The organism is Mesorhizobium sp. M1273, from assembly GCF_040318195.1.
Taxonomy (GTDB): Bacteria; Pseudomonadota; Alphaproteobacteria; order Rhizobiales; family Rhizobiaceae; genus Mesorhizobium.
In genome coordinates this window covers 15,288-27,939 of record NZ_JAMYLV010000021.1, presented here as the reverse complement: position 1 = coordinate 27,939, position 12,652 = coordinate 15,288, and the positions used below count along the sequence as shown (strand labels likewise).

The following is a 12,652-nucleotide window of genomic DNA, read 5'->3' as shown; positions in this document are numbered from 1 at the left end:
CTTGCTCCTAGACAGGCCAGGCAGCGGTTTCGCCAAAACCGTTTTCGATCGTTTCGACCTGGGGCGCCCCCTTTGAGACACCGGAGATGCCGACCACGTAGGCGCGGGTCACGAACGCCTGGCCGCGAAAGCCGAACACCGCCGTGTCGCCGGGGCGTGGCGCATTGGCGCCGCTAGCGTCAATCATTGCGTAATAGTCGATTGCCGCAGGCGGCGGCACCTCGACGCTTCTGAGCGCGGCGGCAGCCGTGGTGGGTTCTGCGGACACGATTGCCTTCACCTCATAGTCCGGAAAGATCGGATCGATATAGAAGCCGCCACCCAGGCAGTAGGCTTTGCCGCCAGACAAATGCGAGACCTCAGTCAAATACAGAACGGCAGGGAGCTCCGGCAGATCCTCCATGACGTGCAGCGCGGTGGTGCCGGCCAACCCATTGCCCGGTTCACATTGCGTGGCGCCGGTTTCGGCCAGCGCGCCAAGCAGGACACTCGACGTTGTGCCGGGCGCGTTCACCTCTATGTCGCTGCGGCCGGACTTGGCGAGCGCTTCGGCAGCTCTGCCCAGTGTCGCCAGATTGTGTGTCGGCAGGACCGTTCGCGTGGTCTGGTCGAACAACAGCGCCGGGAAGGTGGTGATACCAGCGAACCGTGCGCCGTCGAGACCATCCAGTTTTTCGGCGACCGCGGCGATATCGGCCGCCTCAAAACCACCTTCGTGGCCGCGGTAGAAAACGTCACCATCGGCGCGGATGCGGGCAAGCAGGTTTTGCGTGTACCCGGCGAGCCTTGCGCCGGCAGCGGCTTCTTCAGCCTTGGTGTCGTTGAAGACGGTCCAATAGTCCGGCCTGAACGTTTTGGCCGCCGCATTGGCCTCGTGCCTTGCGATCTGCTGCAGGTGGCCAAGATGACCGAGCCTCAGGCCTGCTCTGTGCGTTGCCCGCGCGCAGGCCATGTCGACGGCGACGGCCTGATCGATGCCACCACGCTTGAGCGCATGGCAGAACGAACTGGCGCGGCCGACCTGCTTGGTCATGGCGAAAATCTTCAGGCCGAACCGGTCGGCCTCGCGCTTCAGGACCCGGGCATTGCTTTCGACGGCATCGAGGTCGAGCACATAGGAATTAGCCGGCAGCTTTCCTTCCTGGTGCAGGCGCATGGCGCTTTCTATAAAGCTCGGATTGCGGCGCCGCAGAACATCGAGGAACATGACAAAACTCCTTCAACGGGACTTTTCGCGCAGCGATACGGCGACGGCCGCAAGAATGATCAAGCCGCGCACGATCATCTGGTCGGAGACGGACAGGCCCATCAGGATGAGGCCGTTGTTCAGCATGCCCATCATCAGCGAGCCCACCAGCGCACCGACAATCGATCCCTTGCCGCCGTTAAGCAGGGTTCCGCCGACGATGACCGCCGCTATCACCGTCATAAGGTCGGTTTCGCCGAGCGTGTATTTCGCAGCCTGCAGCCGGCCCGCATAGAGCAGCCCGGCAAGGCCGGCGAGCCCGCCGCTTGTGGTCAGAACGGCAAGCCTTATCTGCGCCACGCTGATGCCGGAAACACTGGCGGCACGGCTGTTGTCGCCGGTGGCCAGCACATGGGCGCCGAAGCGCGTCTCGCGAAAGATGAGATGCGCGATCGCAACGGCAATTACCGTCCACCAGATCAAAGACGGAACACCCAGCAAAGAACCCGAGCCGAAGAAACCGGTGAAGGCGTCGTTGGTGACCGGGATCGACCGCAAATCGGTCATCGAGCGAGATACGCCGGCAAACAGCCCGAGCGTCGCCAGCGTTACCAGGAATGAAGGCAACTTGACGTAAGCCACGAGGGCGCCGTTGAGAAGGCCGATCAGCAGGCCGGCGCCGAGGCCGGCCAGCACCCCAGCCACCAAGCCGTAGGCGTTTATCGCCACCGCGGCGGCAAGGGCTGCCACGGCAACGATCGAACCTATCGAAAGATCAATCTCGCCAGCCGACATGACAAAGACAAGGCCGATCGCCATGATCGTCACGGGTGCCGTCTGCAGCACGATGTTCGACAGGTTGCGGACCGTCAGAAAACCGCTGTCCTTCAGTACGATCGCGAAGAACAGAAAGATCGCCAGAAATCCGAGATAGACGGCATATTGCTGCAGGTTGAAGCGGCTGACCAAGCTCGCTGCCCGGCCGGGGCTGGTGTTGACACTCGACATTCTCACTTCCTCCGGCGGGGCGCCATTGTCCGCCGCTATTTCATGGCGGCCGCGATGGTCGCGGGCACGTCCTTGTTGAGGGACCGCTTCCACCCGTCCTTGACAGTGTCCTTGGTGACGGCGAGGGAATCGACCACGATGAACGGCGCGGCTTTCTTGCCGATCAACGAGGCGGCCGTGGCGCGCGCCAGCGTCACGCCGATGTCGTAGGCTTCGTCTGCGATGAGTGCCGCAACGTTGCCGCCTTTCACCATGTCCAGTGCCGCCGGTTCGTTCAGGTCGAGCGTGACGATCTTGGTGTGGCTGTTGCCGGCCGCCCGCAAAGTGGACAGCACGCTAAGCGCCGGCTCAGCCCAGGTGACATAGATACCGTCGAGGTCCGGGTGCTGTGTGATCATCGCCTGCGCGATTTCCTCGCTGCGCGCGGGGTCGGCCATTCCGGCCTCGGCCACGATCTTCATGTCGGGATAGTCCTGCTCGATCGTGTGCTTGAATGCTCCGTCACGCTGGTTGGTGACGTAGAAATCGGCATCGTGAAAGATGTAGCCGACCTTGCCCTGCTTGCCGAGCGCGTCGGCCATTGCGATCCCGGCCTTGTTGCCCATCTGGAAAAGGTCGTCCGAAACGATGGTCACATAATCCTTGTCGTGAACGTAGCCTGCCGGCGAATTGTCGACGAATCCCAATTTCACGCCGGCCTGGCGCGCAGGATCATAGACGGTGGCCGCACTTGCGGGATCGACCGGTAGGGACAGTATAATAGAGGGCCTTTTGGCGAGTACTGTCTCGACGTCGGATTTCTGACGGGCCGCATCAAAGCCGGCGTCGGTCTGAGCGACGACCGTGATGCCGAGCCGCTTCAACTCGTCCTGGGCGCCGCTGTTCACCGCGTTGGTGTATTCGCTCATCTCATGCCAGACCAGCGCGGCGGTGTATTTGCCGTCCTTGATCTGCTGCTCCTCAGCTGGTGTGAGCACGACGCTCTTTGCCGGCGTCGGCTTTTCCCCGTTCGGTCCCGTGGTGGTGCCCTCGGCTGCGAAGGCGTTGGCAGCGACGAGTGCTACCAGTGCCGACAACATTCCAATTGCTATGCGCATGTCGGTTCCCCTTGTTTTTATGATGTCGGCGGCCCTGATTGGCCGCCGGGCATTGCCCTGTCATTTGGCCGCGTCGAGCACCGATTGCGGCGCGTCGCGGTTCAACGAATCCTTCCAGCCCTGCGCAACGTTCTGCTTGGTCACGGTAAGCGCCGGGGCAACGACGAAGGCCGGGGTCTCCTGGCCGAGCAGCGCCTTGACGCCGACAGCGGCCATGGCGCGGCCGAGCTCATAGGCCTTGTCGGCCACCAGTGCGGTCACATTGCCGCCCTTGACCATATCGAGCGCCACCGGTTCGGCGAGGTCGAGCGTGACAATCTTGGTCTTGGTGTTTCCGCTTGCCCGCAAGGCCGACAGCACGCCGTCGGCCGGTTCGGCCCAGGTGACGTAGATGCCGTCAAGATCGGGATGCTGCACGAGCATCGCGCTGGCCAGCTCTTCTGCCCGCGCCGGATCGGAGATCCCCTGCTCGGCGACGATCTTGATGCCGGGATAATCCTTCTCGATCGTTGTCTTGAAAGCCTGGTCGCGCTGGTTCGTCACATAGTAACTGGCGTCGTGGAAGATGTAGCCGACCTTGCCCTTGCCATCGAGCGCCTTGGCCAGTGCATCGGCCGCCTGCTTGCCCATCTGGAACAGGTCGTCAGTGACGATGGCTGCATAGTCGGTTCCGTGCTTGTAGCCTTTCGGCAGATTGGAAAGGAATACCAGCTTGGTGCCGTCGGTGAGCGCCTGACGGAACGCCTCGGCCGAAGTGACCGGATCGAGGGGCAGTGACAGGATGACGTTTGGCTTCGCCGCGAGCGCGGTTTCGATGTCGCTGCGCTGGCGCGCGGCGTCAAAGCCCGCGTCGGTGGTGGCGACGATTTGAATGCCGGCACGGGCAAATTCATCCTTGGCACCGGACGTGACCGCATTGGTGAAGTCGGAGGAGGTGTGCCACAGCAGCGCGGCCTTGTAGCCCTTCTCCTTTACTGCGGCCAGGTCTGCATCCGACAATCTAACCTCGGCGCTGGGTGTCGCCGTCTCGCCGCTCGGTCCCACTGTCTGTGCGCCGGCTCCACCGGCCATGAGCATCAGGCTACCTGCAAGTGCTGTAGCAACAAGTCTGTCTATCAGCATGATAGTTCTCCCATTTTCGCTCTCAGTTGTCCTTCATTCCGTAACGCCGCAATACTCCACCATGAACCGGGCGAAGCCGACGACGCCGGCCAGATATTCCTCGACATCGACGTGTTCGTTGAAGGTGTGGCAGTTGCGAATGTCGCCTGGCGCGCAGTACACGGCGGGGATGCCGAGCCGGTTGGTGAAAAATGATGACTCTGACCAGAATGGCGCGCCTTCGATGGCGCCGCGACCAGCCATCGATCGGGCCATGGCGGCAGCAAGAGCGCCGACCTCCGGCCTGTCAGGTGCAATCTCGGCGGCGTTACCCCCGAGCGGATGATCGCGACCGGCCGGATAGGCGAACGCCAACATGATTTCGGGATCGGTGACGGCGCCGCGCACCACTGCCTCGATTTCGGCGGCGGCCTCGTCCAGCGACTCGCCCGGCAACAGCTTGCGGATCAGCGACAACGTGCAGCGTTCGGGCACCGCGATGTAGCCGCCGCCCGCAAGCCCGGTGATCAGCAGGAAGCCACGCCCGATCAGCGGGTGCTCGGCTCTTGTTGCAACATCTTCCGAATGCTTCCACAGCGCGCTCATGACGGCGTGGCTTGCACGCAAGGCATCCTTGCCGAGTTCGGGTACGCCGAAATAGGCTGATCGTCCGGTGATGGTGATGTCGGTAATGAAGAAGCCAATTTGGGCCGGATAAACCGAAAGGCGGGTAGGCTCCACATAGACGACGAAATCGGGCGCCACGACTTCGCCTTTCTCGATGCGGCCGACGAAGTCCTTGATGCCGGCGGAGACGCCGGTTCCAGGCTGGCCGCTCTCCTCGTCGCCGACGAAGGCAAAGGCAACGTCGCCGGCCAGTTGGATGTCGGCGGTGTCGAGCAGAGAGAGTGCCGACAGCGCTGAGCAGATGCCGGCCTTGAGGTCGCCGGCGCCGCGGCCCCAGATCTGCCCGTCGATCATTGGCGCGGCAAACGGATCCTGCCTGGCGGTGCCAGCCCAGTGCTCGCGCCAGCCCTCGACATGGACCGTATCGGTGTGGCCGATGAAGAGCAGCCGCTTGCCGGCGCCGGCACCTTTGCGCTCACCCCAGACGTTGGGCCGGCCGGGCGCGAATTCCGCACGCCGAATTTCGCTCAAGCCAAGCACGCGCATGCGGTCTTCAAGGAAGGCGACAAAATTTTCTTCGTGACCGGTTATGCTTTCGCGGCCGATTGCCCCCTGCAGAAGCTCAACCGCTGCGTCCCAATCGAGGGCGGCGCGCAAGCGGGTGGTGATGTCCTTTGAGGCGGTCATAGCGTGGCCTCGCGCAGCACGGCCGAACTGGCTGGGGGAAGCGAAATGCGTCCGTCGGGCGCGTCGACGCCGAACAGTGTGTTGTGCAACTGGCCGAGCCCGATCGCGGCAGCGCCGATGAGCGCTGCCCGCGACCCGAGTTCGCTGGCCTCAACGGCGATAGGGTAGGGGAAGCAGCGCGGCAGCAGGTCCCTAACGCGCAACAGGATTTCCGGCCGCAGCCCGATCGAGCCGCCTAGGACGACCTTTTGCGGATTGGCAATTGCCGCTATGGCCACAATGCCTTGTGCGAGGTAGCGCGCGGTTTCGTCAAGTACCGTCGCGGCATGCCTGTCTCCAGCGGATGCACAGTGGAAAATCGTCGGCACGTTGACGATGTTGCCCGTCAGCGTTGCGTAGCGTTCAACCATGGCGCTGGTTGCGACCACGCGCTCGAAAGCGCCGGCGCGCAACGATGTCGGCGCGAATGGATCGGCGCCAATCGGCAAAAAGCCCATCTCGCCGGCTGCATTGCTGGCGCCCCGCACCAGATTGCCTCCAACCATGAGGCCGCTGCCGATACCGGTACCCAGCGCAATGAAGGCGAGGTTGTCGATACCCCGGCCGCACCCCTGCCAGTTTTCGCCGAGCACCGCCAGATTGACATCGTTCTCGATCACCACATGAAATCCGAATGCGTGCTCGAAAGCGCCAACGACATTCATCGTGCCAAAGCCGGCAATATTCGGGGCAAGCAGGACGCGGCCCGTCTTCTTGTCGGGTGCACCGGGAACACCAATCACCGCCAGCCTTATCTTTGTGCGCGAGATTCGGTGCCTCTCGGCCGCCTGAAGCGCTAGATCCACGATCTGGTCGACGATGAACTGTCCGCCCCGAGGATCGGTCGGCGCCGTTTCCTCCGCGAATATCTGGCAGGCAAGATCGGTGAGCGCGACCCGGACTTTGGCGCCGCCGAGGTCGACGGCCGCGATGTAGGCCGCGTCAAATACGAGTTCGTAAGTGACAGCCGTGCGTCCGACATGTCCGCTCGTGCGCCCTGTCTCCTGCACCCAGCCTTCCTGCTCGAGTGTCCTGACGATCTCGGAGATTGTCTGCTTGGACAAGCCGGTCTGCTTTGCGATCGAAGCGCGCGAGATCGGCCCACCTTGCACGATCGCCTCCATGACGGAGCGCTGCGAGAACTGACGAGAAATGCGGGGCAGGTCGTTCAACAGCAGCTCCGATTAATTCGTTCTATGACCGAACTTAATAATCATTTTCGACGGCCGTCAACTGGCCGCTCAAAAAGGGGGTTTGTACACCGGGGAAAAACAGCAGCGCTGGCGATCTAACGTCCCGCTGAAAAGCAGGTCTGTGGTTGCGTTGGTCTTGGTTTTGTATGTGCTCTCGCTACTACGATTGGCAGGGTACACGGTCGCTCGTTCGTATTTTCTATGACGCCCCGCCCCTAATGCGCCATCTCTATTTCGAATTTGATCCTAGCGTGTAGCAAAACCTGGCCCGTCTCGGTGCGAACGATCATCGTAAAGTCGCGGCTAGATCCGTCCGCCTTGTCTTTTACTATCGCCGCCAGAGCCTTTGCTGCCTCGAGCCTGGCGGAATCGACGTCCGGCAGATCGGTACCTTGATCGTCGGGGTACAGTTCGTTCGCATCTGCGAAGTCGAAAAAATATCGCGGCATTGCCGATAACGCCGATTTCAGTTGGTCGGTCTCGGTCGGAAATGTCCTCGTCTATGTGAGACGCCCCCGCCGCGACGCCTCATTCGCATCGAGTAAAGACTTGGCGGCTTGGGTCAGGCGAGTGCGATTATTTGCCGTAGGCCTTGATCGCTTGCTCACCTGGCTTGGCGAAGCGCCGTTTCCCGCGCGAAATATTCGACCTCGTAGCTACTCATCCGCCGACACGGTTGCGGTCACTGAAGTCTCGCTTGCTGTTGTCGTCGCCCATTTTGTGCCTCCAAAGGCTTGGCTCATTTGCAACGCGATGCTGAACGTTTTGTTGCTAGCGACGTGCGGAATCATCTTTGTTAGTTCTGGCTAATATAATCAGGTCGCCTAGAATCGAAGAAGTGCGTAAATTGTAAGTGCCGGCTCCGGCCCGCTCGGTTCATTCCGCCGATGGAACGCAAGCTCGTCGCCAAGCCGCCCGAAGGACGACGGGTGGTCTCACGAGGTCAAGTTCGACGGCTATCGCTCCAGATTGTTATAGACGCCGGCGGCGTTCGCATCTCCACCCGCCGCGACGTCGACTGGACGTCGAAATACCGCGACGTCGCCCGTAGTGCCAAAAAACGGTAGACGTCGAGAACGCCATCATCGTCGGCGAAATCATGGTGCTCAATGACAAGGGCCTATCGGGTGCAAGATCAGCGAGATCGACTGTCTCGTGCTCGAGCACGATACGCCAACAAACCGCCTCGACGATTTAGTGCGGGCCGGAGCCAGTCTCGCAAAGGCCCTTCAGCCTTTCTGATGCCGATTTGCGGCAATTCAGCCTGTCAGATTTGTAACACTGGAACCGTGAAGTCGCCGCGCAGAGGGCTAGGTCCATCCGCCATTTGCGACGAATTCTTGCGACGAACAGAGCGCACTATCATCACTGGCCAGGAACAGTGCCATCGCTGCAATATCTTCGGGCCGAATGCGCGCTCGAATGGACTGTATCGCGTCAATCTGGGCTTCTCCTTCCAGAGTCGGATGTGCGCGCCTCTGTTTCTCCGTCATCACCCATCCCGGAAGAAGCGTGTTGACCCGGATGTTGAAAGGACCAAGTTCTCGAGCCAGCCCCTTTGTCAGGCCGTGCACGCCAGCCTTGGCGGTCATGTATGTGGGGATGTTCGACGCTGTACGCGCGCTCAACGATCCAAAGTTGATGATCGACCCGCCTCCGAGACGCTTCATCTGCGGGATAATAGCCTGTGCAGCGAAGAACATCGGCCGCAGGTTGACTGCCATCCTGTTGTCGCGTCTGTCATTGGCGACATAGTTGATGAGAACTGAAATATCACCGAGGTCTCTCCTGATGCGCTCTATCGTCATCTGGAGCGCATCGATATTGCGGATGTCACATTCGATGAACACCGGGGGAAATACGTGCTCGCACAGGGACGTCACAAGCGCCTCAGCCAAAGATTTCTCGATATCCACGAAGGCTACCTTAGCTCCTTGCCAGGAAAATCCTTGGACCAGCGCTGCGCCAATACCAGAGCAGCCTCCGGTGACAAAGATGAGCTTGCCCTTGAGCGAAGGGTAGCAGGCTGAGTTTCTTCGAGAATGTCTTCCCTGCATGAGAATCCGCGTCCACTTTGTGGATGATGGAGAAGCGAAAGGACATGCTTGCCCCAAGCATGGCCAGTCATTCACACCGTCACTGTCATGCCACCGTCCACGTAGAGCGTGTGCCCGTTGACGAATGAGGAGGCGTCGCTGGCGAAAAACACTGCAGCCCCGATGAGTTCTTCAACATTGCCCCATCGACCGGCCGGCGTGCGCCGTTCCAGCCACGTGGAGAACTCGGGGTCCCGACCAAGTGCTTCGTTGAGCGGCGTCTTGAAATAGCCAGGCGCGATGGCATTGATCTGCAAACCATGTTTTGCCCAATCCGCACACATGCCTCGAGTCAGATTTCTGACAGCCCCTTTTGTCGCCGTGTAGGGCGCGATACCCGGACGAGCCAATTCGCTCTGAACAGAGGCGATGTTGATGATCTTTCCGCGACCGCGGCCTATCATGCCTTTGGCGACGGCTTTGCTCACATAGAAAATGCTGGAGAGATTGGTTCGAACAAGATCGTCCCATTTCTCTTCCGGGAAATCCTCCAATGCTGATCGATGCTGGATGCCGGCATTGTTGATGAGAATGTCAATCGAACCGATCGAGGTCTCAATCCGCTCGACCCCGTGTCGCGCAGACAGGGCATCCGTGACGTCGAAGGCCGCCACCTCCACCGACAGACCGTCCTTGAGCAGGTCTGTGGCAGCGTCCTTCAACAACTGTTCACGACGACCGTTCAGGACAACCAGGGCACCACACTCCGCCAGGCCACGGGCAAGCGCCAGGCCAATGCCCTGGCCCGAGCCTGTAACCAGGGCAATCTTGCCGTTGAGGTCGAAAAGCCATCGCATCTGCATTTCGCTCTTCGATCAGGAAGCGTAAGACACTGGCGTCGCATGCCAGCCGTCCTTCCGCTTGTCCCAAAAAGCTGTTCTCAGCCGCGCGGAAATCGGACCCGGTCGGTCGTTCCCCAGGATCCTTTTTCCAAGACGGCTTACCGGCATAATGCCGCCAGCCGTAGTCGAGAAAAAGATTTCGTCGGCGGCTTCGAATTCGTCGCGGCAGAGATCCCGGACCTCACAGCGAATTCCAAACTCGTCGCACAGTTCCAGAACTGTTCTTCGAGTGATACCTTCCAGCGCACCGCGTTTCGGCGTGATGACCTTGCCATCTATGACGGCGAAGACATTGAAGCCCGGTCCTTCCGTGACGTTTCCATCACGATCCAGTAAAATGCAGGTTTCGGCGCCTTGATCGTGCGCCTCGAAATTCCCGCGCGTCAGGTCGCCCCAATGGAAATTCTTGATTGTCGGGTCGAGTGATTCCGGCGCAATCCGTTGGGGGGACGCGATCATTGCGTGCACGCCGCGTTCCTGCTGCTCGGGGGTGAATACCCACACCCAAGGCATGACATGGCAAATCAGATAACTGCGGCCGTTTATGGGATGAAGCGGCACGCCGCGCGGCGGGCGGGAGCGGACACAGTCCATCGCCACATAAGCCTCGCGCAACCCGGTACGCCGCACCAGTTCGGCGAGAATATTCTTGATCTCTTCGTCGCTTTCCTTCGGATTCATCCGCAATTTCGTCATCGAGGTGCGAAAGCGTTTGACATGATCGTCGAGCCGGAAGAATGCGCCGTAGTAGACGCCCGCGACATCGTAGGTAACGTCGGACCGGCGGTAGCCCCATTCGGTGATACCGAGCTTGGCATCCTTGAGAGGCATGAATTCACCATCAATGTAGGCCGCGCCAGCGGACCAATCGACGTCTGTCATCGTAGTTCTCCTTGACCTGAAAATCGTGCCCGTTGTCGGGCAGCCTGACAAGAAACACCCGGCGTATCGGCCGGGCTAAACGGCCACCGCCAGTTCGCTCCGGCTGGCGCGCAGGATGCGTGTTTGGACGATGTCCAATTGAAGATTGTCGTCTTCGGGAGATCCCTTGACGGCTACTCCGTAGATGTCTCGTGCGCGCTGCACGCTGATCCACCCTTCTGCAAGATCGTGCAGCACGCGCGCGGGATCGCGTTCCCGTGGAGAACCATATCCACCGCCGCCTGCGGAGTGAGAGACCATGTGCTCACCCGGCTGCAGAGTGACCCCGTAGCAGGGGGGAAGATCGACGACCGAACCATCGGCCTTGCGCATTGCCGCTCTGGACAGACCGCCGGGGCCACCGCCGCGAGCGCCTGCGGCAGGCGTGATGGTACCATCTGCGGTATAGAGGACCGTCAAGGAGTTTCCGCCCCACGGGCCGTACTCACTGTAGACCGACGGCGCGCCGCGAAACGTGCCCGCTCCCTCGCTGTCGTCGAGAATATGGCGATCGTAGACGATAATTGGATGGTGGAGCTCATCGACTTCGACACTGTCGATATGGCACATGCCCGCGTTGCCGGCATGGATCATGGTCAGAAAGCCGTCGGTGACCGGCGTGCCGGCGCCACCGCTAATGCCGATGTGGACTTGATTGATGAAGGGCTCGTCATTGTTGTAGGGATCGCGCCCGGAGATGACACCCATTCCTGGTGGTTGGATTGGACCGGTCGCGGCTTGCCCAAAGCCAGCCGAAAGCTCGGCTATTGCGCGCTGTACCGGATTGGTGACATGGTCGGCGAGATTGGTGGTCGCCACCGAGCAAGAGGCCGGATGCCTCGGTATGCCGACGCAACAATTTTCGCGAACCCGAATGTCAATTCGTCGAAAGCTGCCCGCATTGGCGGTAACGCGGTGATCGAGGATGCCGTTGAAAATCCCGATCATCGCTGCGCTTTTGGCGGTTGCCTCAGTAAGATTGAGGCCACAGGGCTGGCAATCGGGATTATCGCGCAGATCGACAATGATCCTGGCCTCGTGCGTATCAACTTCAACGTCCACCTTGACGGGAATGCCCTCCGGGATACCGGGGAACGGGTCGTGAGCAGACACCAAAACGACATGTCCTGAAGACAATCTCCTGATTGCCTCAATCATCTTTTGTTCGGAATAGTCGAACCAGCGGTCGGCATAGCCTTCAAGCATATGCCAGCCGATCTCGCGGCCGAGGTTGAGCAGTTCGCGTTCGCCGATGCGGACGGATCCAAGGCTCGCAAGAAAATCGCCCCACCATTGGTCCGGAACCCGGATGCGGGCCTGACACATGCGCACGATGTCGTCGTTGGTCTTGTAGTCTTCCTGTATCTTCGTCGCAGAAAAAATCAGGGCACCCTCTTCATACAGATCCTTCACGTCCGCCAGATAGCTGGAAGGGCGGGAATTACCGCAGTCCGCCTGATGTGCTTTGGCCAGCACGAAGAAGCGCAGGATGCCTTCGTCGTCGATGACCGGGACGATCATGCAGTGGTCGGCCGCGTGGGAGTTTCCCTCGTATGGACTGTTGTGAAGGAAACAGTCGCCGCGCTTGAGCATCGGATGGTGTTTGAGGACCGCCCGGCACATCAAATCAGGGCCGATGAGCGTGTGGTTCGGCAGACTTTCCGCAGCCGCCAGAAGCTTGCAGTCAGCAGTCAGAACAACACATGAGAAATCATGGGCCGTGTTGAGGATACCGGAGCGGGCGGTTCGGAAAAGCGTGTTTTGCATCTTGCGTGCGATGGTCTCCATACGGCTGGAAATCATCGCCATCTGAACGCCGTCAGGCGCCTTTTTCAAAACTTGCTCAGACATGGGT

Annotated in this window: 11 protein-coding genes; all 11 read right to left on the bottom strand. The window is 60.4% G+C overall.

Annotated elements, in window-relative coordinates; genetic code table 11:
- Window positions 1-7: 7 nt before the first annotated feature.
- On the bottom strand, window positions 8-1,207 hold the full coding sequence (locus tag NKH30_RS21160; RefSeq protein ID WP_352980806.1) for an alanine racemase: 1,200 nt from the start codon (window positions 1,205-1,207) through the stop codon (window positions 8-10).
- Window positions 1,208-1,219: 12 nt separating this feature from the next.
- Window positions 1,220-2,194 (bottom strand): ABC transporter permease, encoded by a 975-nt coding sequence (locus NKH30_RS21155; RefSeq protein WP_352996912.1) that lies wholly within the window; start codon window positions 2,192-2,194, stop codon window positions 1,220-1,222.
- A gap of 35 nt (window positions 2,195-2,229) precedes the next feature.
- On the bottom strand, window positions 2,230-3,291 hold the full coding sequence (locus tag NKH30_RS21150) for a substrate-binding domain-containing protein (protein ID WP_352542302.1): 1,062 nt from the start codon (window positions 3,289-3,291) through the stop codon (window positions 2,230-2,232).
- A gap of 60 nt (window positions 3,292-3,351) precedes the next feature.
- Complete coding sequence (locus tag NKH30_RS21145) at window positions 3,352-4,413, bottom strand: substrate-binding domain-containing protein (RefSeq protein WP_352472940.1); 1,062 nt, start codon at window positions 4,411-4,413, stop codon at window positions 3,352-3,354.
- Between the two features lie 33 nt (window positions 4,414-4,446).
- Window positions 4,447-5,706, bottom strand: coding sequence for a M20 family metallopeptidase (locus NKH30_RS21140; RefSeq protein WP_352542301.1), 1,260 nt, complete (start codon window positions 5,704-5,706; stop codon window positions 4,447-4,449).
- Entirely contained in the window at window positions 5,703-6,917 is a 1,215-nt protein-coding gene (locus tag NKH30_RS21135) for an ROK family transcriptional regulator (protein ID WP_352542300.1), read from the bottom strand. The genes NKH30_RS21140 and NKH30_RS21135 overlap by 4 nt, the downstream gene beginning before the upstream one ends.
- Window positions 6,918-7,153: 236 nt before the next feature.
- Complete coding sequence (locus tag NKH30_RS21130) at window positions 7,154-7,387, bottom strand: DUF6894 family protein (protein WP_352996910.1); 234 nt, start codon at window positions 7,385-7,387, stop codon at window positions 7,154-7,156.
- 861 nt (window positions 7,388-8,248) lie between these two features.
- Window positions 8,249-8,995 (bottom strand): SDR family NAD(P)-dependent oxidoreductase, encoded by a 747-nt coding sequence (locus NKH30_RS21125; RefSeq protein ID WP_352996908.1) that lies wholly within the window; start codon window positions 8,993-8,995, stop codon window positions 8,249-8,251.
- A 71-nt stretch (window positions 8,996-9,066) separates the two neighbouring features.
- Window positions 9,067-9,831 carry an SDR family oxidoreductase gene (locus tag NKH30_RS21120; protein ID WP_352542335.1) on the bottom strand — a complete coding sequence of 255 codons (765 nt, stop codon included), beginning with the start codon at window positions 9,829-9,831 and terminating at the stop codon, window positions 9,067-9,069.
- An 18-nt stretch (window positions 9,832-9,849) separates the two neighbouring features.
- Complete coding sequence (locus NKH30_RS21115) at window positions 9,850-10,758, bottom strand: aminotransferase class IV (RefSeq protein WP_352542297.1); 909 nt, start codon at window positions 10,756-10,758, stop codon at window positions 9,850-9,852.
- Window positions 10,759-10,833: 75 nt separating this feature from the next.
- Entirely contained in the window at window positions 10,834-12,648 is a 1,815-nt protein-coding gene (locus NKH30_RS21110) for a hydantoinase B/oxoprolinase family protein (RefSeq protein WP_352542296.1), read from the bottom strand.
- Between the last annotated feature and the right edge of the window lie 4 nt (window positions 12,649-12,652).

Coding starts and splice junctions, on each gene's coding strand:
- NKH30_RS21160 (WP_352980806.1), bottom strand. CDS start 1,207: ATGTTCCTCGATGTTCTGCGGCGCCGCAATCCGAGCTTTATAGAAAGC.
- NKH30_RS21155 (WP_352996912.1), bottom strand. CDS start 2,194: ATGTCGAGTGTCAACACCAGCCCCGGCCGGGCAGCGAGCTTGGTCAGC.
- NKH30_RS21150 (WP_352542302.1), bottom strand. CDS start 3,291: ATGCGCATAGCAATTGGAATGTTGTCGGCACTGGTAGCACTCGTCGCT.
- NKH30_RS21145 (WP_352472940.1), bottom strand. CDS start 4,413: ATGCTGATAGACAGACTTGTTGCTACAGCACTTGCAGGTAGCCTGATG.
- NKH30_RS21140 (WP_352542301.1), bottom strand. CDS start 5,706: ATGACCGCCTCAAAGGACATCACCACCCGCTTGCGCGCCGCCCTCGAT.
- NKH30_RS21130 (WP_352996910.1), bottom strand. CDS start 7,387: ATGCCGCGATATTTTTTCGACTTCGCAGATGCGAACGAACTGTACCCC.
- NKH30_RS21125 (WP_352996908.1), bottom strand. CDS start 8,995: ATGCAGGGAAGACATTCTCGAAGAAACTCAGCCTGCTACCCTTCGCTC.
- NKH30_RS21120 (WP_352542335.1), bottom strand. CDS start 9,831: ATGCGATGGCTTTTCGACCTCAACGGCAAGATTGCCCTGGTTACAGGC.
- NKH30_RS21115 (WP_352542297.1), bottom strand. CDS start 10,758: ATGACAGACGTCGATTGGTCCGCTGGCGCGGCCTACATTGATGGTGAA.
- NKH30_RS21110 (WP_352542296.1), bottom strand. CDS start 12,648: ATGTCTGAGCAAGTTTTGAAAAAGGCGCCTGACGGCGTTCAGATGGCG.